A 20,646-nucleotide genomic window follows, 5' to 3' on the forward strand; every position below is an offset into this window, starting at 1 on the left:
AGTTACCGCACCCGCCAACGCTGAATGTGCATCCGGACGGCGACCGCAGGGTCGATCAACCCAAGGGTTGACAGCCGACAGCCCGGGCGCAGTTAATCGGTGGGCAAAACGACCGTACGCTGTTGTTCCCTCCAATAATCATTCTGGAGCTTCAGATGTCTGCGCCACACGATCAGGGCTCGTCCTCGTTATCCCTCGAAGCACTCACGCAATTGCTTGAAACGATATTTCTGCGGCACGGCACTTCCAGCGAAGTGGCGCGCGTGCTCGCGGCCAACTGCGCCGGCGCCGAGCGTGATGGCGCTCATAGCCATGGCGTGTTCCGTATGCCCGGTTATGTCTCGACGCTGCAAAGCGGCTGGGTCAACGGCCATGCGGTACCCCAGGTGGAAGACGTTGCGCCGGGGTTTGTCCGCGTCGATGCCGGCAATGGTTTTGCTCAGCCGGCATTGGCCGCGGCCCGACCGCTGCTGATGGAAAAGGCCCGTCATGCCGGGATCGCCGTGTTGGCGATTCGTAACTCGCACCATTTCGCCGCACTGTGGCCGGATGTCGAACCGTTTGCCGATGAAGGCCTGGTGGCGTTGAGCGTGGTCAACAGCATGACTTGCGTCGTACCTCATGGGGCTGATCGGCCGCTGTTCGGCACAAACCCGATCGCCTTCGCCGCGCCAAGGGCCAATGCCGCGCCGATTGTTTTCGACCTCGCCACCAGCGCCATTGCCCATGGCGATGTGCAGATCGCAGCGCGCAAAGGTGAAAAACTCCCGGCCGGAATTGGTGTCGACAGCCTCGGTCAACCGACCCAGGATCCCAAGGCAATTCTCGAGGGCGGGGCGTTGCTGCCATTTGGCGGGCACAAGGGGTCGGCGCTGTCGATGATGGTCGAGCTGCTGGCGGCGGCGTTGACCGGCGGCAATTTTTCCTTCGAGTTCGATTGGTCCAATCATCCCGGCGCGAAAACACCGTGGACCGGTCAGCTATTGATTGTGATCGACCCGGACAAGGCGGCCGGACAGAGTTTTGCCCGGCGCAGCGAGGAGCTGGTGCGGCAGATGCACGGCGTCGGACTCAAGCGCCTGCCCGGGGATCGACGGCATCTGCAGCGCAGTCGCTCGACGGCACAAGGGATCGCCCTGGATGAGCAAACGTTACGGCAGTTGCGCGAAATGGCGGGGAGTCGATTGCGCAGGCATAAAAAAGCGAACCGCAAGGTTCGCTTTTTTGTGACGCTGAACTCAGCGGCGGCCGAGCAGCAGGCCCACCACCAGGCCGAAACCGGCGGAGATCGCTACGGTCTGCCATGGATGACCACCAATGTAGTTCTCTGTGGCTTCGACGGCAGGTTTGGTGCGGTCGCGCACGCTGGACACCGAGTCCAGCGCCAGCTGCAGTTTCTGGGCGATTTGTGCACGCAGCGTTTCTGCTTCTTCGCCTACCAGTGAAGCGCTGCTCTTGAGCAGTTTGTCCGATTCTTCGATCAGAGCCTGAAGCTCGCTGAAAGCTTGATCCTTGATTTGCTCTTCGGCAGCTTGCGAGGCGGTTTTACGGGCCATTGGGTGACTCCTTGCAGGTGAATGGACAGTGACCAATGGAGTGTAGCGGCAGGCGAAAAGTTGCATGTCATTCGCGGACGAGGGAAAACCTGCACCGGAGATTTGTGCCAAGCGTGTAAGATGTCGCCATTTTACGCAGCAGGACAAATCCCCATGAGTTTCAATCTGGCCGACAAATCCCTCGCAGAGCGCGCCGCGCTGGAAGATGAGAAATCCCGTCTGTTCGAACTCTGGCAGAACAATCTGGGCAAAGCCAAAGGCGAAGCCGCACGTCTGTTTGGCGAGCGCTCCAAGCGCAAGGGCAAATGGGCCGAGTGGGTTCGCGCCGAGCTGGACGGCATGTCGCCGCCGGAGTTCGCCAACATGGTGCGCAGCGAAGTCAATCGCCTGATGGCGGCGAACAAGTGAACCACTTCACGTCTGGCTGAACGTGGCGGCAATCGCCTCGCGAACCTTGACCAGCACCGGATCGATCTGCGTGCTGGTGCGCCAGCCGAGCTCCACCGGATAACGCGGTAAAGCCAAAGGGCAGGGCAGCAGCGCCAGTCCGCTCAGCGCCGCGATACTTGCGGCGGCATGGGCCGGGATCGTCGCCACCGCCTGACTGCCCTTGAGCAGAAACGGCAGCGCGGCAAAATGCGTGGTCGACGCGCAGACTCGGCGGCTCAATCCCACTGCCGCCAATCCCTCGTCGGTAATGCCGATAAAGCCGCCGGAGGACACCAGAATGTGCTCGCGCGCAACAAACTCCTGCAACTCGATCTGCTGCTGGCCGGGCGCGAGACTGTCGCGATCGACCAGACACGCGTAGCCACCTTCACCCAGCACCTGACGACTGAGCAGGCGCTCGGCAAACCCGCCGGCGGTGATCGCCAGGTCGATGCTGCGTTCCATCAACGCGCGGGCGACGATCTGGCTGTGGGTCTGGCGGAAAATCAGCCGCAGCTTTGGCGCGCGACGGGCGATTTCCTCGATCAAGCGGCGGCCATAGGCAATTTCAAAATCATCTGACAGACCAATCGCTACCGAGCGCCCGTCGTATTGATTGGCCGCGGGATCAAGCATGGCCAGACTTTGCCGGCATTTGTTCAGGGCATCGCTGATCACCGGTTTCAGCTGATTGGCTTGCAGCGTCGGTGCCAGACCGCGCCCGGTGCGCACGAACAACTGATCGCCATACACCTCACGCAAGCGACGCAACGCCGCGCTGACCGCCGACTGCGTTACGCCAAGACGCAGGGCGGCGCGGCTGGCGCTGGATTCCTCGTGCAGCGCTTCGAAGACTTTCAGCAGGTTGAGGTCGATGTCGGCGATATTCATTTGGCTCATATCATTCAGCAGCGGGTAGGGCTTTATTCATGATCGCGTGCCGCTGGAGAATCGGCAACACCTGAACCTGATGGAGTAAACACGATGGCCAAATCCATAGTTGCTGCGCTGCAGATTGGCGCCTTGCCCGGCGGCAAAGGCGAAACCCTCGACCAGATTCTCAGCTGGGAAGACGCGATCCGCGAATCCGGCGCGGCGCTGGTGGTGATGCCGGAGGCCTTGCTCGGTGGCTATCCGAAGGGCGAGGGCTTTGGCACCCAGTTGGGTTATCGACTGCCCGAGGGGCGCGAGGCCTTCGCGCGGTATTTTGCCAACGCCATTGATGTGCCTGGCGCGGAAACCGAGGCGCTGGCCGGATTGTCAGCGCGCACCGGGGCCAATCTGGTGATCGGCGTGATCGAGCGCGCCGGCAGCACGTTGTATTGCACGGTGCTGTATTTCGACCCTCAGGCAGGACTGATCGGCAAACACCGCAAGCTCATGCCTACGGGAACCGAGCGACTGATCTGGGGCAAGGGTGACGGCTCGACGCTACCGGCGTTCGACACCCAGGTCGGCAAGCTCGGCGCCGTGGTGTGCTGGGAAAACATGATGCCGCTGCTGCGCACGGCGATGTATGCCAAAGGTGTCGAAGTCTGGTGCGCACCCACCGTTGATGAGCGCGAGATGTGGCAGGTCAGCATGCGCCACATCGCCCATGAAGGCCGTTGTTTCGTGGTCAGCGCCTGCCAGGTGCAGGCCTCGCCGAATGAATTGGGGTGGAAATTGCCAACTGGCCGGGTGATCGACCGTTGATTGCTGGCGGCAGTGTGATTGTCGGGCCGATGGGCGATGTACTGGCGGGACCGCTGCGTGGCGAGGCGGGATTGCTGACGGCGCAGATCGACACGGATGAACTGGTCCGCGCGCGGTATGACTACGATGTGGTCGGCCACTATGCGCGGCCGGATGTATTCGAGTTGACCGTCGATGAGCGCGCGAAGCCGGGGGTGCGGTTCAACTCCTGACCTTGAAACTTGTAGAGAACCTGTGAGAGCGAGCCTGCTCGCGAAGACGTAGGCACCATGAATATCGCAGTTGCCTGAACCACCGCCTTCGCGAGCAGGCTCGCTCCCACAGGGGTTGTGTGTTGTTCTGCCGATTTGGACCGCGGACTACCAAGTCGCCGCGCTCGCCTTGGGCAGGCTCAACTTGCCGCTGTCGGTAAAGCGCATTGTGCCAAACACCCCGCCGGCCAGTTTGCCGCGCAGCACGTAGGGCAGGTTGTCGAGGCTTTGCGTCTGGCTCAGGCCCAAGGTCTGGCGCAGGAACGAGAACGCCGAGACGCTGACCGGCACCGTGACAATGGCTTCAGAGAAACGCGGGATCGAGCCGCTCTGATCGCTCACGCCGGAAGCCAGCGAATGACCATTGACCTCCAGTTCCAGGGCGATGCCGTTGTAGTCGATCGCCGTCTCATTGGGATTCTGCACGCGCAGCTTGATGGCGAAGCGCACTTCCAGTTCCTGACTCGGTAACGGCTCGAGGCCGACCACGTTGATGTTCACCGGGTCGCGGTTGGGAAACAGCGCGCAGGCACTGAGGGACAACAGCAAGAGCGACAGGATGACGGCGTGGACGCGGCGCATAAGAATCTCTCGACAAAAAAGGGCTGAACCGTTGCCGGTGCAGCCCTTTTCTCCGAGGCGCGACGTCAGCGGTTCAACTGTGCGACAGCCGCCGCTTGGCCGGGTTCAGCTTTGGCGGTGACGTCGGGGTTTTCCATGACCTGCAGAATCGACGCTTCCGGGTCGAAATCGTCTTCTTCCAGCTCGATGAATTCTTCCGGCAGGAAGATGTTCAGCACGATAGCGCACAACGCACCGACAGTAATTGGCGATTCGAAGATGTTGCGCAGCGCTTGCGGCAGTTCGCGCAAGACTTCCGGCACCGCCGCGATGCCCAGGCCCATGCCCAGCGAGATCGCCACGATCAGCATGTTGCGTCGATGCAGGCCGGCCTCGGCGAGGATCTTGATCCCGGCCACGGCGACGGTGCCGAACATCACCAGTTCGGCGCCGCCCAGCACCGGTTTTGGCATCAATTGCAACACCGCGCCGATCATCGGGAACAAACCGAGCAGCACCAGCAGCCCGGCGATGAAAAACGCCACATAACGGCTGGCCACACCGGTCAGCTGGATCACGCCGTTGTTCTGCGCGAAAGTCACCATCGGCATGCTGTTGAACACCGCCGCCATGGCCGAGTTGAGACCGTCGGCGAGCAGGCCGGATTTGATCCGGCGGATGTACAGTGGGCCTTTGACCGGTTGCCGCGAGATCATCGAGTTGGCGGTCAAGTCACCGGCCGCTTCCAGTGGCGACACCAGAAAAATCACCGCCACCGGCACAAACGCCACCCAATCGAAGTTGAAACCGTACTTGAACGGCACCGGCACGCTGACCAGCGGCACCTCGGGCATCGAGGCAAAATCCACCGTGCCCATCAGCCATGCCACCACGTAACCCAGGGTCAGGCCGATGACGATCGCGCCCAGCCGCAGAAACGGCACGTCGACACGGTTCAGCACAACGATAGTGCCGATCACCAGTGCCGCGAGAAAGACATGACTGGCCGCGCCCAGGTCGGGCGCACCGAAGCCGCCGGCGATGTCGGTCATGGCTACTTTGATCAGTGACAGGCCCATCAGCGTGATGATCGTGCCGGTCACTACGGGAGTGATCAGCATGCGCAGCTTGCCGATGAACTGGCTGAGCACCACTTCGATGAATGCTGCGAAGAAACACACACCGAAGATCGTCGAAAGGATTTCGTCAGTACCGCCGCCACGCGCCTTGACCATGAACCCGGCGCTGAGAATCACGCTGATGAAGGAAAAGCTGGTCCCTTGCAGACACAGCAGACCGGAACCCACCGGGCCGAAGCGCTTGGCCTGTACGAAAGTGCCGAGACCGGAGACGAACAGCGCCATGCTGATCAAGTAAGGGATTTCACTCTGCAGGCCCAGCGCGCCGCCCATGATCAGGGTCGGGGTGATGATGCCAACGAAACTCGCCAGCACATGTTGCAGCGCGGCGAACACGGTGGCGGTCAGGTGCGGACGGTCGTTGAGGCCGTAGATCAGGTCGTTGTTGCGCGGGGCTTTGTCAGAGGCGGTCATGGTCAGGTGCGCGCCGCGAGGCGGGGCCGGGTCAGAAAATGGGTGCGCAGAATGCCGCAAGCGGGCGGCGAGGGCAACGAGCAATAACTGCCTGAAAGGTCAGGTTTTACTGCCTTTGTGGGAGCGAGCCTGCTCGCGAAAGCGGTCTGATCGTTCCCATGCTCCGCGTGGGAATGCAGCCCGGACGCTCCGCGTCCCTTCCAGAGCTGGAACGCGGAGCGTCCCTTGAGGCATTCCCACGCAGAGCGCGGGAACGATCATGCGTGCGTCGATCAGCAATGGCCAATCGCCCGTGGCATACTCCCGCGCATGACTTTCGACTCCCCCTCAGTGCCTGGCAATACGCGGTCGACCACAAGGGCTTCATTCAGGATGAAGCCCAGGAACACGCGGTCTGGGCCTTGCAGAAATGCCATGAAGCCTTGCACGCCGGTGCCCGCTCGGTCAGCGGCGTGTATCTGTGGGGGCCGGTCGGTCGTGGCAAGACCTGGTTGATGGATCAGTTCTACCAGAGCCTGCGCGTGCCGGCGCGGCGTCAACACTTTCATCACTTCATGGGCTGGGTGCATCAGCGTTCGTTTCAACTCAGTGGCATCGCCGATCCGTTGCGCGCCCTGGCCAAGGAACTGGCTGGCGAAGTGCGTGTGCTGTGTTTTGACGAACTGTTCGTCAGTGACATTGGCGACGCGATCATTCTCGGCCGGCTGTTTCAGGTGATGTTCGAGGAAGGCGTGGTGATCGTTTGCACCTCCAATCTGCCGCCCGATGATCTATACGCCGATGGCTTCAACCGTGATCGCTTTACACCGGCAATTGCGGCGATCAAGGCGCATATGCAGGTGGTCGCGGTGAATGGCGCCGAGGACCATCGCTTGCATCCGGGGGCGATCGCGCAGCGCTATTTTGTCAGCACGACCGATTCGCCGAGTGCACTCGATGCCGTGTTCCAGTCGCTGACTTCAGATGAGACTGTCAGCGAAGAGCCCGTCGCCGTGGGCCATCGAATGCTCAAAGTGGTACAGGCCAGTGAATCCGTACTGTGGTGCCGTTACAGCGATCTGTGCGAACAACCTTTCGCCGCCATGGACTTCATTGCCCTGTGTGATCGCTACCGGGCTATCCTGTTAAGCGAAGTGCCGAACCTCAGCGCCAAGAAGCGCGAAGGACGCATTGCGCGCGGTACCGAAGACGGCGCCGAGCGTGTCGTTGCCGGCGATCGGGAGCTGCCGCAGTTGTCAGTACACGACGATGGCGTGCGCCGCTTCATCGCGCTGGTCGACGAATGCTACGACCGCAAGGTGCCTCTGTACGTCGCGGCAAGCGTGCCGATGAACGCGCTCTACACCGAGGGCTATCTGGAATTCCCGTTCCGCCGCACCCTCAGCCGGTTGCAGGAGATGCAGTTGCAGCGTTTCGCCGAAGTTTGAAAGAAGAGGGCGCCGACATGAGTCAACCGCTGTCCCATCATCTGCTGACCATGGCTTACCAGAATGCCTGGGCCAATCATCGCCTGGCCAAGGCCTGGACCCGGCTCGATGCCGCTGAACTGGTCGCGCCGCGGGTGAGTTTCTTCCCGAGCATTCGCTTGACGCTCAATCACATCCTCACCTGCGACTGGTTCTACGTCGACGCATTGGAGCGCGAATTGCGCGGTGACGAGCCGCATCCCGATTGCTATGTGTTCTTCAATCAGGACGAGCCGTTTACCACCGCCGCCGCGCTGCGTGCAGAACAGGTTCGCGTCGATCGCCGTCTGATCGCCTATTGCGAGCAACTGCGGGATGCCGATCTGCCAAGGATCGTCACCATCGCCCGTGACACGCCACAACATGACAGCCGCCTGCGCATGCTTTCGCATCTGTTCGAACACCAGATTCATCATCGTGGCCAGGTGCACGCCATGCTCAGTGGTACGACGGTGAAGCCACCGCAACTGGATGAGTTCTTCTGTGCAGGGAAAGCGCGTTGCGCGCCGAGGACTTCGCCGAGCTGGGCTGGACGGAAGAACTTGTCTGGGGCCACTGACCGCGAAAGATCGCAGCCTCGTTGCACTCGTCAACCCCTACACATATCGGACCGTAGGAGCTGACGAGTGCAACGAGGCTGCGATCTTTTGATCTTCAGCTTTTCAAGTTGCCCTCTCCGGCGCACCCAAGCTAATGTCCCCTCAGCCTTTCAGCAAGCACCTTGCACGCCGGGGCCTTTGTTTATCGGGGATGGAAATGGATTCCGCAGAAATACTTGTACTTCAGGCCAGCTACAGCAACCCGGTGCACGCCGAAGCCATCGGCATCGTGCTCAACCACTACGCCGAAGATCCCATGGGCGGCGGTCATCCAATCGCCCCTGAACTGCTGCAACGCCTGCCCGAAGAACTCGCTCGCCGCCCGCATGCTTTCAGCGTGCTGGCCTTCGTTGGCGGCGAACCGGCCGGGCTGATCAACTGTTTCGAGGGCTTCTCGACTTTTGCCTGTAAACCGCTGGTCAATGTTCACGACGTCGCGGTGGTCGGCAAATTCCGCGGCTTGGGGCTAAGCCAGAAAATGCTGCAGAAAGTCGAGGAAATCGCCCGCCAGCGCGGTTGCTGCAAAATCACCCTGGAGGTGCTGGAAGGCAATGCGGTGGCGCAAGGGTCGTATCGCAAATTCGGCTTTGCACCGGGGATGTTCAATCCGGATCACGGACGGATGCTGTTCTGGATAAAGGATTTACAGGCCTGAAAATCCCCTCACCCTAACCCTCTCCCAGAGGGAGAGGTGACTGACCGAGTTGGTCGGGCGCAATACATCGAACTGGCCCAATCTGCCTGACCAAAAAAGGCGCCCCAATCAGGGCGCCTCAACTGTCATCTCCCGGGCCAGAGCGGAGCCACGGGAGGTCCATCGGTTGCTCGATAAAACTCAGTCGCGATAAGACTCGGTCACCTGCGCCGTCTGGTCAGCAGGGACGCGAATTTCCTTCGCGCTGGCGTCGGCCTTCTGCTCGCTTTGCGCGCGCTGGACCGGGAAATTGTCGTAGTAATAACGCATACGCTCGGCACCGCCTTCAGCGAAGGCGCTGGTGGAACCGAGGGCGAGCAGGGTGGTGAGGATGAAAGGGGTGATTTTCATGTTGCCTCCTACTGAACAAGTGGGAGTCGGTTCGTCCGTGAAGCAGACCGCGGAAGAGAGTCTGCGTTGCGGCCATTAACAATGGGTTAACGCGGGTCAAGGGCAAATATTGCCGGGTATTTCAATGTGGAGTGCCGACGCAGCACGCCCATCAGCACACACAAAAAGGGCCCTCGCAGGCCCTTTGTCGTGTTACTTCTGCGCCACCTCTCCCGGAGCAGGCTGCTTGGGCTTCATCAAGCTGAAATCGATCAGTGACCGTTTCGCCGTCTGATACGGATCACCAATCAACAGTTTGCGCGGCACAAAGCTGTCGCTGACCAGACTCTTGCTGCGATCCAGTTCATCCGAACTCAACCCGGCCAGATCCGCCCAGGTGTGGATGAACTGCGAGCTGCTGTACGGCCGGCTGAGGTCGCCAGCGAAGTTCCAGTCGTGGTTCTGCTTCCACTTCGGCGAGGCCCAGGCCATGAACGGGATGGTGTACATCGGCGCGGTCGGCTTGTTCTCGTTGCGGCCCAGCGTGCTGTGGCCGGCCGAGTCGAAGACGTCTTCGCCGTGGTCGGACAGGTACAGCAAAAAGCCGTTCGGATCAGATTTGGCGTAGTCCTTGATCAGGCTCGAGACCACGAAGTCGTTGTACAGCACCGCATTGTCGTAGCTGTTGTAGGTCGGCAGTTGATCGTCGCGTACGCCGGCAGGGACGCCCTGGCGATCCTGAAACTTGTCAAAAGTCGGCGGATAACGGTACTGGTAGCTCATGTGTGTGCCGAGCAGGTGCACGACAATCAGTTTGCGCTGAGCCGGATCAGTCAGTGCCTTGTTGAACGGCTCGATCACGTCGCCATCGTATTGCGCGGCGTTCTGGTTGCGATTGTTGTTCAGGTACACCTGCTCGTCGGCCTGTTCGGAGAAGGTCGTGAGCATGGTGTTGCGCTTGGTCATGGTCTGCTGGTTGGTGATCCAGAAGGTCTTGTAACCGGCCTGTTTCATCACGCTGACCAGCGATGGCGTCGACAGGTACAGATCCGGGTTCTGCTCATCGGCGAAGGTCAGCACTTGCTGCAACGCTTCGATGGTGTAGGGGCGCGGGGTGATGACGTTGTCGAAGATCGCCAGTTGATCCTTGAGCTTGTCCAGTTCCGGCGTGGTGTTGCGCGGGTAACCGTAGAGGCTCATGCGCTGACGGTTGGTCGATTCGCCGATCACCAGCACCAAAGTCGCCGGCTGACCGGCAGAGGCGTCATTGAGGTTTTTCAGCGGCGGGATCTTGCTCGCACTGTCGAGCATGCCCTGCATGTCACCGAGGGTTTCCTGATAGCGGTGATACGCCACGGCCATCTGCCACGGCACGGCGGGCTCGATACGGGTTTCGAATTTCTCGAAGCCTTGGGCGAAGGTGCCCATGCGCAGGGTCTGCTTGACCAGCGGGTAGCCGACCACGGCGATTACAATCGCCGTCGCTGCTACAAGCGCGCGACCGCGCGGCATGTAAACAGGGCGCAGACGCGTCCATAAAAAGTAAGCGAACGCGGTATGGGCGAGGAACGCCGGGATCATCCACCAGGCGAAGTACTGAGTCATGTACTCGCCGGCTTCCGACACGTTCGACTCGAACATGATGAAGATGACGCTCTGGGAGAATTCCTGCTGATAAATGAAGAAGTAGCCGAGGCTGGCCATCGAGCAGGCCCACAGCACTACGCCGATGATGGCGGCGAGCAGGCGAGTGTGTTTGGGGAACAGCAACATCGGCGCCAGCCACAGCGCGCTCATCACGAACGCCTGACGAAATCCGGTGAAGCCGGATGTGCCGGTCAGCTGGATCAGCAGTTGAGTGATACCCGAGAAATACCAGAAGAAGACGAACAGCCAGATAAATCCGGCCCAGTCGAAACCGCTCGCAGTCGTTTTGCTGCGTTTGAACAATGCCATTACGCGCTCCAGCTCAATCATCAAACCCACGCCGGAACGCTTCCATGACACCGACGAACAGAGGCCGTACGCGCAGGTACGGCCAGAATGGGGCGAAGTATCCCCAAGGGCATGTGAAAGATTTGTTAAGCCCGCTTCTGATGGGTATCAGGCGTTCAGAGGTGCAACGTGTCGGGAACGACGATGGCCGTTCCCGAAGCAAGCGGGGATCAGGCGTGCGGTGCGCGCTGCACAACCGGACGCGGTTGCGGCTGCGAGCCTTGGGTCAGTGCGCGCAATTGCGCCAATTCGTGCTGCAACTGGTCGCGCTCGTCTTTCAACTGGCGCAATTCATCGCGACGGATCGTAACGTAGAGGGTTTGTGGCGGCATTGCTGTGTGTACTGTGCCCATTGCTCACCTCGCAAATGGCGTGCATCAACTGTAAGTCACTCCTCGTGCCGAGGCGCTTGACTTACTATCGGCGCCAATTTTGATTTCTTTTGCCCTTAAAGGGAACTTTTTTATTTTTCATGGTCGGTGTGTCTTCGGCAGGATTCGGGGCGTTATCACTCTGGATCGGGCACAATGCCCGGAAACTTCATCGCAACGCTCTGGACTAACCTCCATCAGTCGCGTTGGGCTATAACCAATGACACACATTTATTTGTAGTAAGGAGCATCAGCACATGCAACTCGGGATTATTGGACTGGGCCGCATGGGCGGCAATATTGCGCGACGTCTGATGCTCAACGGGCACACCACCGTTGTTTACGACCGCAATACCGCTTTCATCGATAACCTGGTCGCCGAGGGCTCCACTGGCGTCGCCGACTTGCCAGCGCTGGTCGCCGGCCTCGACAAGCCGCGCGCGGTCTGGGTCATGCTGCCGGCCGGCGCGCCGACCGAAGACACCATCAACACCCTGAGCGAATTGCTCGAACCCGGCGATACCATCATCGACGGCGGCAACACCAACTACAAGGATGACATCCGTCGGGCCAAGACTCTGAATGAGAAGGGCCTGCACTACATCGACGTCGGCACCTCCGGCGGCGTCTGGGGCCTGGAACGCGGCTATTGCATGATGATCGGCGGCGACGCTGAAACCGTGCAGCGTCTCGACCCGCTGTTTGCCGCGCTGGCGCCGGGCATGGGCGACATCCCGCGCACCAAGGACCGCAAGTCCGACGACCATCGCGCCGAGCACGGCTACATCCACGCCGGTCCTGCCGGTGCCGGGCACTTCGTGAAGATGATTCATAACGGCATCGAGTACGGCATGATGGCCGCGTTCGCCGAGGGCTTCGACATTCTCAAGACCAAATCCAGCGAACGCCTGCCGGAAGATCAGCGATTTGATCTGAACGTGGCTGATATCGCTGAAGTCTGGCGTCGTGGCAGCGTGGTTTCGTCCTGGCTGCTGGACCTGACTGCCGATGCGCTGGCCAGCGATCCGAAGCTCGACGGTTTCTCCGGCTCGGTAGCCGACAGCGGCGAAGGCCAATGGACCATCGAGGCGGCCATGGAGCAGGCGGTGCCAGTTCCGGTGCTGTCCAACTCGCTCTTCTCCCGTTACCGCTCGCGCGGGCAAGGCACCTTCGGTGACAAGATCCTGTCGGCACAACGCTTCGGCTTCGGCGGCCACGTGGAGACCGCGAAAAAATGACCCGTACGATCCGCAGAAAATCCAAGGCAGAACCCGCACCACCGACCACGCTGTTCCTGTTCGGTGCCCACGGCGACCTGGTCAAGCGCTTGCTCATGCCGGCGCTGTACAACCTCAGTCGCGACGGCCTGCTCGACGAGAATCTGCGGATCGTCGGCGTTGATCACAACGCCATTACCGATGAAGCCTTCGCGCAGAAGCTCGAGGACTTCATCCGCACCGAAGTGGCGGCGAAGGTCGGCAAGGGCGATCAGATGCTTGATCCGGTCTTGTGGGCCAAGCTCGCCAAAGGCATCAGCTACGTCCAGGGCGATTTCCTCGACGACAGCACTTATTCAGCCCTGGCGGCGAAAATCGCCGACAGCGGCACTGGCAATGCTGTGTTCTATCTGGCCACCGCGCCGCGTTTCTTCAGTGAGGTGGTGCGCCGCCTCGGCAGCGCCGGCTTGCTTGAAGAAACGCCCGAAGCGTTCAGAAGGGTGGTGATCGAGAAGCCATTCGGCTCCGACCTGCACACCGCCGAAGCCTTGAATGCTTGCCTGCTCAAGGTCATGTCCGAGAAGCAGATCTACCGGATCGACCATTATTTGGGCAAGGAGACTGTGCAGAACATTCTGGTCAGCCGGTTCTCCAACAGCCTGTTCGAAGCGTTCTGGAACAATCATTACATCGACCACGTGCAGATTACGGCGGCGGAAACCGTTGGCGTCGAAACCCGTGGCAGTTTTTACGAACACACCGGCGCACTGCGTGACATGGTGCCCAATCACCTGTTCCAGTTGCTGGCCATGGTCGCCATGGAACCGCCGGCCGCATTCGGCGCCGATGCGGTGCGTGGCGAGAAGGCCAAGGTAGTGGGGGCAATTCGCCCCTGGTCCACCGAAGAGGCGCGGGCCAACTCAGTGCGCGGCCAGTACACATCGGGCGAGCGCGACGGCACACCGTTGAACGGTTATCGCGAAGAAGCCAACGTCTCGCCCGACAGCACCACCGAAACCTATGTGGCGCTCAAGGTGATGATCGATAACTGGCGCTGGGTCGGCGTGCCGTTCTACCTGCGCACCGGCAAACGCATGAGCGTACGCGACACGGAAATCGTCATCTGCTTCAAACCGGCGCCGTACGCGCAGTTCCGCGACACCGAAGTCGATGAGCTGCAGCCGACTTATCTGCGTATCCAGATCCAGCCAAACGAAGGCATGTGGTTCGACCTGCTGGCCAAGCGGCCGGGGCCGGCGTTGAACATGGCCAATATAGAGCTGGGTTTTGCGTATAAGGATTTCTTCGAGATGCAGCCTTCCACCGGCTACGAAACCTTGATCTACGACTGCCTGACCGGTGATCAGACGCTGTTCCAGCGCGCTGACAATATCGAGAACGGTTGGCGAGCCGTGCAGCCATTCCTCGATGCCTGGCAGCAGGACGCCAGCGTCGAGTTGTACGCGGCTGGTGACGATGGCCCTCAAGCAGCGGAAGATCTCCTGACTCGCGATGGCCGCGTCTGGCACGGTCTGGGATGAGTGACCTGGCGAAACAACCCATCCGTTTTCTCCTCAGCGACATGGACGGCACCTTGTTGCTGCCCGATCACACGCTGAACCAACGCACCATTGACGCCGTGAGCTCATTGCGCGACGCCGGCGTACTGTTCAGCCTCGCCAGCGGACGCCCGCCGAGAGCCATGCTGCAACAGATCGAGGCCCTGGGCGTTGATCTGCCGACGGCGGCGTTCAATGGCGGCACCATCGTCAAACCGGACGGCACACTGTTGGCCGCGCATTATTTGCCGGCGACGACCGCACTGATTGCGCTGGCGCAGTTTGCCGATCAGCCGGACGTCGAGGTTTGGGTATTCAGCGGCGGTGACTGGCTGCTCAAGGACCCGCACGGGCCGATGGTTCCGCGTGAGCAAAGTGGCCTCGGTTACCCGCCGGTGGTCGTGGAGAGTTTTGAGCCGTATCTGCAGCGGATCGACAAGATTGTCGCGACCAGCAACAACACAGAACTGTTGATCGAACTGGAGGCGCAGCTGTTGCCCAAGGTCAACGGTATGGCTCAGGTGTCGCGTTCACAGCCGGTGTATCTCGACGTCACCGCGCTGGAGGCCAACAAGGGCACTGCGTTGACGACGATTGCCGAGTACCTCGGCGTACCGCTGGAACAGACCGCCGTCATCGGCGACGGCGGCAACGACCCGGCGATGTTCAAATGCGCAGGTTTGTCGATTGCCATGGGCCAGGCGGAAGAGGCGGTTAAGCGCCAGGCCGACGTCGTCACCGCGCCGAACACCGAAGACGGCGTGGCCCAGGCGATCAAAAAGTACATCCTCCCGCACTGAGTCAAATCAAAGCCTGATATGGGCTGCCTGGAATTCGGATCACCGGAAACCATTGTGGGACGAGCTTGCTCGCGAAGGCGCCGGGTCAGGCGACTGAGAGGGTGGATGTGCCGCCGTTATCGCGAGCAGGCTCACTCCTACAAGGTTTCAGCGGCGCCCACAACATCCCGGCAAAACCACAAAACCAGTGTGGGAGCGGGCTTGCTCGCGAAGGCGCCGGGTCAGGCAACAAATCAGTTCACTGACACACCGCTTTCGCGAGCAAGCCCGCTTGCACAGTTTCAATCAGTGTTCTGTCAGAGCCAGTAGCTCACCGCGTACCAGCCCAGCAGGCCCATCACCACGGTATACGGCAGCGCCATCCACACCATGCGCCCGTAAGACAAGCGTACCAGCGGCGCGATCGCCGAGGTCAGCAGAAACAAAAACGCGGCCTGACCATTCGGTGTCGCCACACTCGGCAGATTGGTCCCGGTGTTGATCGCAATCGCCAGCGCCTCGAAATGCTCGCGACTCATGTGCCCGGCGAGGAACGCTTGTTTCACTTCGGTGATGTAAATGGTCGCGACAAACACATTGTCACTGATCGCCGAAAGCACGCCGTTGGCGATAAACAACATGCCCGGCTGTTGATCCATAGGCAGCGCCAGCACCCACTGGATCAGCGGGGCGAACAATTGCTGATCATGAATCACTGCCACTACGGCGAAAAACACCACCAGCAACGCGGTAAACGGCATTGCATCCTTAAAGGCGCTACCCAGGCGATGTTCGTCAGTGATTCCGGTAAACGCAGTGATCAACACAATCACCATCAAACCAATCAGGCCGACTTCCGCCAAGTGAAACGCCAGACAACCGATCAGTATCAGCGCCGCGGCACCTTGCACCAGCAAAGCCGCCGTCTGGCGCGAGGTGCGCTTCGCGTTGTCTTCCGCCGCATAGTTGGCCAGCACAGCGCGCACATTGTCCGGCAGCAACGTGCCGTAACCGAACCAGCGCAGCTTCTCCAGCAGTACGCAGGTGACCAGACCTGCCACCAGCACCGGCAGCGAAACCGGCGCCACCTTGGTGAAGAACTCGCCGAAATGCCAGCCCATCTCGTGGCCGATCAACAAGTTCTGCGGCTCACCCACCAGTGTGCAGACGCCACCCAGCGCCGTGCCGACCGCGCCATGCATCAGCAGGCTGCGCAGGAACGCGCGAAATTGATTCAAGTCGTCATGATGCAGCGACGGTAGATGCTGGTCGTCACTGAACTCGCTGTCCTGACGCGGATCATTGCCCGACGCGACCCGGTGATACACCGAGTAGAACCCGACAGCCGCACTGATGATTACCGCCGTCACGGTTAACGCATCAAGAAACGCCGAAAGAAACGCCGACAAGAAGCAGAACATCAGCGCCAGAATGGCTTTCGAACGCACGCCCAACAGCAGGCGCGAGAAGAGGAACAGCAGCAGATCCTTCATGAAGTAAATGCCGGCGACCATGAACATCAGGAGCAGGATCACCGGAAAGTTGTGCACTAACTCATCGTAAAGCGCCTGCGGCGTGGTCATCTTCAGCAGCAACGCCTCAATCAGCAGCAAGCCGCCCGGCATCAACGGATAGCACTTGAGCGCCATGGCCAGGGTGAAAATGAATTCGATCACCAGCAGCCAACCCGCCGCAACCGGACCGATGGTGAACAGCACCACAGCATTGAGAATGAGAAAACCGACGATGGTCGCCTTGTACCAGCGTGGCGATTGCCCGAGGAAGTTGTGCGCGAACGCTTGGGCGATTGAACCGGACATCGGCTGCTCCTTTTATTTAGAAGCGCGAAAGTTGCCGGATGTTTCAGGGAAGATCAAGCGGCCCCTCGCATTGGCTGTCGAACGCACTATTGATTCAGATAGCGCGCAACCAAGGCCCGGTAATTGCCATCCAGCGAATACCCGCCGACGACAATGGCCCCGTCAGCCTGGACTGCTAACGAATTCGCCGTATCGAGACTTCTACCCAACCGCGTGCGCAGCCAGCCGTGGCCTTCGCCAAACTCTGGGTCGAGGCTGCCATTGCGTTGATAGCGGGCGACCATGAAATCCGCCTCAACCCCGCCGATGGTTGCCCCGACAGCGATGATCCGACCGTCGCTCATCAACTGAGCCGCATTCCATTGGCAACCGCTGGGGCCAATGTCCAACACTTGCGGCAGGCCGTGGTGGCAGTGCAAATCCGGTCTGCCATTGGTGTGCAGGACAAATGTCAGGCAGCGGATCGGATCGCGACTGCTGCCAAAACAATAAAGCCTGTCCTCAGACTCGAGGATCTGATTGACCTGAGCGCTGTTGCCCTGCGCCTTGAAAGCCATGAAGCCGTCAACCGCAAAGCGCTCGTCCAGGCTTCCATCGGGTCGATATACTGCCAGCAGTCCCTGTTGCGGAAAGTCGATCGAGCCGGCCACGACGATGCGCCCATCCTGCTTCAACAGCAGCGTGCTCAACCAGGTATTGAGCAGCAGGTGGCGGACCATGACAAATCCGCGCCCGTTGAAGGATTGGTCCAGGCCACCGTCGGGTTCGAGGCGAATCAGCATCCCGGCGTGATCGGCGAGGCTGAAATGATGGTTGGCGATCAGCAAAATGCGGCCGTCTGCCTGCACCGCAAAATCACAAGCCTCGACGCCCGGCACCCCGGTGGCAACCAATTGTCGCGGGTGCCTATGGACAGCTCGCCGGGCAGGCGCACGACCTGGAAGCCGGCATCTCCGAAGGATCGGCTTGGCTGACCGTTGGCATCAAACATGGCGAGGGCCGGCAGGGTGCGATGGGTATTTTCATAATGCAGGCCGGCCAACAGGATTCTTCCGCCAGGCAGCACCTGGACCTTGCCGGCCTTGGCTTCGAAACCTTTGACGAAGCTGCCGATCACGCTGCCCTGGTGGCCGAAGGACAAATCGGCGGAGCCATCGGCGAGCAACCGTGCCAAGCCAAAACGGCTGCCGTTGGCTGTACCTACTTTCGCGGCGACGAGAATTCGGCCCTGTGCATCGAGGGTAACGTGCTGGGTCAGACTGGAGAGACTGCCGGCAAAGTACACTTGCGCAACGCCACCGATAGCGAATGCCGAATCGAGCGATCCCGGATTATTCCAAGCGGTAGGTAGGGCATAAGTGTTCAGGGTGGACATGCGCGAGGCTCCTTGCGAGTGAGCCGATACCCAGTGATTGGGCGGCTGACTGCATGAGCGAAACATTCAATCCCTGAACCACGAGAAGTACAACTGGAAGAACTAACAGAACGACGGTCGCACTGTGCCAGAACAGTGTCTTGTTGAACCAGTCGCAAGCGAGCCAAGCATTTAAGCAATATCTGACCCGAGAACTAACGGCTATCTCACATGAAAAGGGCGGATGACTTTAACGTCATCCGCCCTTGTTCTGTCATCAGTGTGGCATCGACCACGATTGCAGCGTGTGACCTTCTTCGCTCAACTCGGCGCGGGCCTGCTGCAGCAGTTGTTCAAGTTGCGCCGGGTCAGAATAGGCGCTGCTCGGGATCTGTTTGCGACCGATATGGGAGTTGGTGCGGTCGACGACGGTCAGGCTCAGTTCGCCATTGCCGTCTTGTGGCGCCCAGGCCACGCACTGAAAAGGCTTGAAGGCGTGGTTGGCAATCAAAAGAGCTTCGTTGATACGGAGCGGGGCAGTCATGGGGTCTTCTCTCTATTAGCGCCCAATCAAGTGATGTGCCGGCGGTTGGGCTTACCGTGCGGCGGGTTACTTGTACTGATGCACGCAACCGGGGGCGGGTCACAAGTGAAACAAACAAATTTCAAGTTCTTTACATAACGTAAGTTCGTTTCGTTGATCCTGCCATGTCTGAACACCGCGCTGAATTCACCCTCACCCAACCCTCTCCCCGAGGAGAGGGAGCCGATTTGTGGGCTTTTCAAACTCGAGTCCGGCTTGGTCTTTCAGATCGGCGTACCCCGTGCAAACACCTCGGTCAGTTCCCTCTCGCTCGGGAGAGGGTTAGGGTGAGGGGCCGCTCTCTGACACAAAGCAAATAGTCGATAGCTAACTAACAACCAACTTTCTTATAACTCTTTTAACAACCTCCCTATAAGCAATCGATACAAGCCCCCGTCAAAATCTTGCTAGTGTTACAACCGGGTCTGCCAAATGACTGTTTTTACAATCATTTCCAATGTTTGGCGCCAAGGAACAGTCATGAGCGAAGCGCCTGCGTCGAGACGTTTACTGGTGGTCGATCCCTGCGACGACTGTCATCGCCTGTTGCCCGGATTGCGCGCCGTAGGCTGGGATGTCGACAGTTGTAATCTTGAGAATGCCAGCGCGCGCGCCTGCGACGTCGGCCTGCTGCGCTTGCAGCCGTTTCACCTTGAACGCCCTGACGCGGTCAAGGAGCTGATCAGCCGCAGCGGCACCGAATGGATCGCCGTACTCAATCAGGAAGTCCTGCGTTTGCAGAACGTCGGCGACTTCGTCTGTGAATGGTTCTTCGACTTCCATACCTTGCCCTTCGACGTCTCGCGCGTACAGGTCACCCTGGGTCGTGCTTTCGGCATGGCGCGCCTGCGCGGGCAGGGCACGATACATGTCGACCAGCCGGAACACGAACTGCTGGGCGACAGCAAACCGATTCGCGAACTGCGCAAACTGCTGAGCAAACTTGCACCGACCGAATCGCCCGTGCTGATTCGCGGCGAAAGCGGCACCGGCAAAGAACTGGTCGCCCGCACCCTGCACCGACAATCCCAGCGCCACAACAAACCGTTCGTAGCAATCAACTGCGGCGCGATTCCCGAGCATTTGATCCAGTCCGAACTCTTCGGCCACGAGAAAGGCGCGTTCACTGGCGCCCATCAGCGCAAGGTCGGGCGCATCGAAGCCGCCAACGGCGGCACGTTGTTCCTCGACGAAATCGGCGACCTGCCGCTGGAATTGCAAGCCAATCTGCTGCGTTTTCTCCAGGAAAAGCACATCGAGCGGGTCGGCGGCAGTCAGCCGATCCCGGTCGACGTGCGAGTGTTGGCCGCCACCCACGTCGACCTGGAAGCAGCGATTGAGAAGAAACGCTTTCGTGAAGACCTGTATTACCGGCTGAACGTGCTGCAAGTGGTGACCGCACCATTACGTGAACGCCATGGCGATCTGTCGATGCTGGCCAACCACTTTTCGCACTTCTACAGCCATGAAACCGGGCGCCGACCAAGAAGCTTCAGCGAAGATGCGTTGATTGCCATGGGCAAGCACGACTGGCCGGGGAATGTCCGCGAGCTGGCGAACCGGGTACGGCGCGGGTTGGTGTTGGCAGAGGGGCGGCAGATCGAGGCGCGGGATCTGGGATTGATCAGCCAGCATTCCATCGCAACACCGATGGGCACGCTGGAGGATTACAAGACCCGGGCGGAGCGGCAGGCGTTATGTGATGTGCTTAACCGGCATAGTGATAATTTGAGTGTGGCCGCGAAAGTGTTAGGGGTTTCGCGGCCTACTTTTTATCGGTTGTTGCATAAGCATCAGATTCGCTGAACGCTTTTACACTTATGCCACTCACTCA

General features: G+C 60.0%; 16 protein-coding genes and 4 pseudogenes. 10 read left to right on the forward strand and 10 right to left on the reverse strand.

Going from position 1 to position 20,646, the window contains the following annotated elements; all coding sequences use genetic code 11:
* Positions 1–155 precede the first annotated feature (155 nt).
* Positions 156–1,178, forward strand: a pseudogene (locus LJU32_18050) (Ldh family oxidoreductase).
* A gap of 60 nt (positions 1,179–1,238) precedes the next feature.
* Here the strand turns inward: LJU32_18050 and LJU32_18055 are convergent.
* A complete protein-coding gene (locus LJU32_18055; protein ID WKV87573.1) occupies positions 1,239–1,556 on the reverse strand; it encodes a DUF883 family protein in 318 nt (105 codons plus the stop codon).
* Positions 1,557–1,709: 153 nt separating this feature from the next.
* On the opposite strand from LJU32_18055, the gene LJU32_18060 reads away from it, so the two are divergent.
* The gene (locus tag LJU32_18060; GenBank protein WKV87574.1) at positions 1,710–1,964 is read left to right on the forward strand and encodes a hypothetical protein; all 255 of its coding nucleotides are present in this window, start codon (positions 1,710–1,712) and stop codon (positions 1,962–1,964) included.
* Between the two features lie 6 nt (positions 1,965–1,970).
* Here the strand turns inward: LJU32_18060 and LJU32_18065 are convergent, their stop codons facing one another.
* Positions 1,971–2,885 carry a LysR family transcriptional regulator gene (locus tag LJU32_18065; GenBank protein WKV87575.1) on the reverse strand — a complete coding sequence of 305 codons (915 nt, stop codon included), beginning with the start codon at positions 2,883–2,885 and terminating at the stop codon, positions 1,971–1,973.
* Positions 2,886–2,969: 84 nt separating this feature from the next.
* On the opposite strand from LJU32_18065, the pseudogene LJU32_18070 reads away from it, so the two are divergent.
* Positions 2,970–3,892, forward strand: a pseudogene (locus tag LJU32_18070) (carbon-nitrogen hydrolase family protein).
* A gap of 147 nt (positions 3,893–4,039) precedes the next feature.
* On the opposite strand, the gene LJU32_18075 reads toward LJU32_18070, so the two are convergent.
* Both LJU32_18075 and LJU32_18080 read right to left on the reverse strand, forming a co-directional pair.
* Entirely contained in the window at positions 4,040–4,513 is a 474-nt protein-coding gene (locus tag LJU32_18075; protein WKV87576.1) for an LEA type 2 family protein, read from the reverse strand.
* Between the two features lie 65 nt (positions 4,514–4,578).
* On the reverse strand, positions 4,579–6,045 hold the full coding sequence (locus LJU32_18080; protein WKV87577.1) for a purine permease: 1,467 nt from the start codon (positions 6,043–6,045) through the stop codon (positions 4,579–4,581).
* A 278-nt stretch (positions 6,046–6,323) separates the two neighbouring features.
* Here LJU32_18080 and LJU32_18085 point away from each other — a divergent pair, with 278 nt between their 5' ends.
* The 3 genes and pseudogenes from LJU32_18085 to LJU32_18095 all read left to right on the forward strand — a co-directional run bounded on the left by LJU32_18085 (position 6,324) and on the right by LJU32_18095 (position 8,765).
* Positions 6,324–7,472 (forward strand): cell division protein ZapE, encoded by a 1,149-nt coding sequence (locus tag LJU32_18085; GenBank protein ID WKV91143.1) that lies wholly within the window; start codon positions 6,324–6,326, stop codon positions 7,470–7,472.
* Between the two features lie 17 nt (positions 7,473–7,489).
* Positions 7,490–8,070: pseudogene (locus tag LJU32_18090) on the forward strand (DinB family protein).
* Positions 8,071–8,267: 197 nt separating this feature from the next.
* Positions 8,268–8,765 (forward strand): GNAT family N-acetyltransferase, encoded by a 498-nt coding sequence (locus LJU32_18095; GenBank protein ID WKV87578.1) that lies wholly within the window; start codon positions 8,268–8,270, stop codon positions 8,763–8,765.
* A gap of 180 nt (positions 8,766–8,945) precedes the next feature.
* Here LJU32_18095 and LJU32_18100 read toward each other — a convergent pair whose 3' ends face one another.
* The 3 genes from LJU32_18100 to LJU32_18110 form a co-directional block, all read right to left on the reverse strand.
* Entirely contained in the window at positions 8,946–9,155 is a 210-nt protein-coding gene (locus tag LJU32_18100; GenBank protein ID WKV87579.1) for a hypothetical protein, read from the reverse strand.
* 192 nt (positions 9,156–9,347) lie between these two features.
* Positions 9,348–11,090, reverse strand: a complete 1,743-nt coding sequence (locus tag LJU32_18105; protein ID WKV87580.1) for a phosphoethanolamine transferase CptA — start codon at positions 11,088–11,090, stop codon at positions 9,348–9,350.
* 209 nt (positions 11,091–11,299) lie between these two features.
* The gene (locus LJU32_18110; protein WKV87581.1) at positions 11,300–11,482 is read right to left on the reverse strand and encodes a DUF6026 family protein; all 183 of its coding nucleotides are present in this window, start codon (positions 11,480–11,482) and stop codon (positions 11,300–11,302) included.
* A gap of 275 nt (positions 11,483–11,757) precedes the next feature.
* Here LJU32_18110 and gnd point away from each other — a divergent pair, with 275 nt between their 5' ends.
* The 3 genes from gnd to LJU32_18125 are packed head-to-tail and all read left to right on the forward strand — an operon-like array spanning position 11,758 to position 15,076.
* On the forward strand, positions 11,758–12,738 hold the full coding sequence (gene gnd, locus LJU32_18115) for a decarboxylating 6-phosphogluconate dehydrogenase (GenBank protein WKV87582.1): 981 nt from the start codon (positions 11,758–11,760) through the stop codon (positions 12,736–12,738).
* Positions 12,735–14,258, forward strand: coding sequence for a glucose-6-phosphate dehydrogenase (gene zwf, locus LJU32_18120; protein ID WKV87583.1), 1,524 nt, complete (start codon positions 12,735–12,737; stop codon positions 14,256–14,258). Before gnd ends, zwf begins: the two co-directional genes overlap by 4 nt.
* Positions 14,255–15,076 carry an HAD family hydrolase gene (locus LJU32_18125; GenBank protein ID WKV87584.1) on the forward strand — a complete coding sequence of 274 codons (822 nt, stop codon included), beginning with the start codon at positions 14,255–14,257 and terminating at the stop codon, positions 15,074–15,076. The genes zwf and LJU32_18125 overlap by 4 nt, the downstream gene beginning before the upstream one ends.
* Before the next feature lie 296 nt (positions 15,077–15,372).
* Here the strand turns inward: LJU32_18125 and nhaB are convergent, their stop codons facing one another.
* The 3 genes and pseudogenes from nhaB to LJU32_18140 all read right to left on the reverse strand — a co-directional run bounded on the left by nhaB (position 15,373) and on the right by LJU32_18140 (position 18,773).
* The gene (gene nhaB, locus LJU32_18130; protein WKV87585.1) at positions 15,373–16,875 is read right to left on the reverse strand and encodes a sodium/proton antiporter NhaB; all 1,503 of its coding nucleotides are present in this window, start codon (positions 16,873–16,875) and stop codon (positions 15,373–15,375) included.
* 86 nt (positions 16,876–16,961) lie between these two features.
* Positions 16,962–18,250, reverse strand: a pseudogene (locus LJU32_18135) (hypothetical protein).
* A gap of 256 nt (positions 18,251–18,506) precedes the next feature.
* Positions 18,507–18,773 (reverse strand): hypothetical protein, encoded by a 267-nt coding sequence (locus tag LJU32_18140; GenBank protein WKV87586.1) that lies wholly within the window; start codon positions 18,771–18,773, stop codon positions 18,507–18,509.
* A 519-nt stretch (positions 18,774–19,292) separates the two neighbouring features.
* Here LJU32_18140 and LJU32_18145 point away from each other — a divergent pair.
* Complete coding sequence (locus LJU32_18145; GenBank protein WKV87587.1) at positions 19,293–20,618, forward strand: sigma-54 dependent transcriptional regulator; 1,326 nt, start codon at positions 19,293–19,295, stop codon at positions 20,616–20,618.
* Positions 20,619–20,646 lie beyond the last annotated feature (28 nt).

Origin of the sequence: Pseudomonas sp. B21_DOA (genome assembly GCA_030544685.1) — a bacterium.
In the GTDB taxonomy this organism is placed as follows: domain Bacteria; phylum Pseudomonadota; class Gammaproteobacteria; order Pseudomonadales; family Pseudomonadaceae; genus Aquipseudomonas; species Aquipseudomonas fluorescens_AO.

Bases quoted from the DNA above. Each gene is read 5' to 3' on its own strand.
- LJU32_18055 (WKV87573.1), bottom strand. From the start codon at position 1,556: ATGGCCCGTAAAACCGCCTCGCAAGCTGCCGAAGAGCAAATCAAGGAT.
- LJU32_18110 (WKV87581.1), bottom strand. From the start codon at position 11,482: ATGGGCACAGTACACACAGCAATGCCGCCACAAACCCTCTACGTTACG.
- LJU32_18095 (WKV87578.1), top strand. From the start codon at position 8,268: ATGGATTCCGCAGAAATACTTGTACTTCAGGCCAGCTACAGCAACCCG.
- LJU32_18060 (WKV87574.1), top strand. From the start codon at position 1,710: ATGAGTTTCAATCTGGCCGACAAATCCCTCGCAGAGCGCGCCGCGCTG.
- LJU32_18140 (WKV87586.1), bottom strand. From the start codon at position 18,773: ATGACTGCCCCGCTCCGTATCAACGAAGCTCTTTTGATTGCCAACCAC.
- LJU32_18085 (WKV91143.1), top strand. From the start codon at position 6,324: ATGGCCAATCGCCCGTGGCATACTCCCGCGCATGACTTTCGACTCCCC.
- LJU32_18065 (WKV87575.1), bottom strand. From the start codon at position 2,885: ATGAGCCAAATGAATATCGCCGACATCGACCTCAACCTGCTGAAAGTC.
- LJU32_18145 (WKV87587.1), top strand. From the start codon at position 19,293: ATGAGCGAAGCGCCTGCGTCGAGACGTTTACTGGTGGTCGATCCCTGC.
- LJU32_18080 (WKV87577.1), bottom strand. From the start codon at position 6,045: ATGACCGCCTCTGACAAAGCCCCGCGCAACAACGACCTGATCTACGGC.
- LJU32_18105 (WKV87580.1), bottom strand. From the start codon at position 11,090: ATGGCATTGTTCAAACGCAGCAAAACGACTGCGAGCGGTTTCGACTGG.
- gnd (WKV87582.1), top strand. From the start codon at position 11,758: ATGCAACTCGGGATTATTGGACTGGGCCGCATGGGCGGCAATATTGCG.
- LJU32_18100 (WKV87579.1), bottom strand. From the start codon at position 9,155: ATGAAAATCACCCCTTTCATCCTCACCACCCTGCTCGCCCTCGGTTCC.
- LJU32_18075 (WKV87576.1), bottom strand. From the start codon at position 4,513: ATGCGCCGCGTCCACGCCGTCATCCTGTCGCTCTTGCTGTTGTCCCTC.
- zwf (WKV87583.1), top strand. From the start codon at position 12,735: ATGACCCGTACGATCCGCAGAAAATCCAAGGCAGAACCCGCACCACCG.
- nhaB (WKV87585.1), bottom strand. From the start codon at position 16,875: ATGTCCGGTTCAATCGCCCAAGCGTTCGCGCACAACTTCCTCGGGCAA.
- LJU32_18125 (WKV87584.1), top strand. From the start codon at position 14,255: ATGAGTGACCTGGCGAAACAACCCATCCGTTTTCTCCTCAGCGACATG.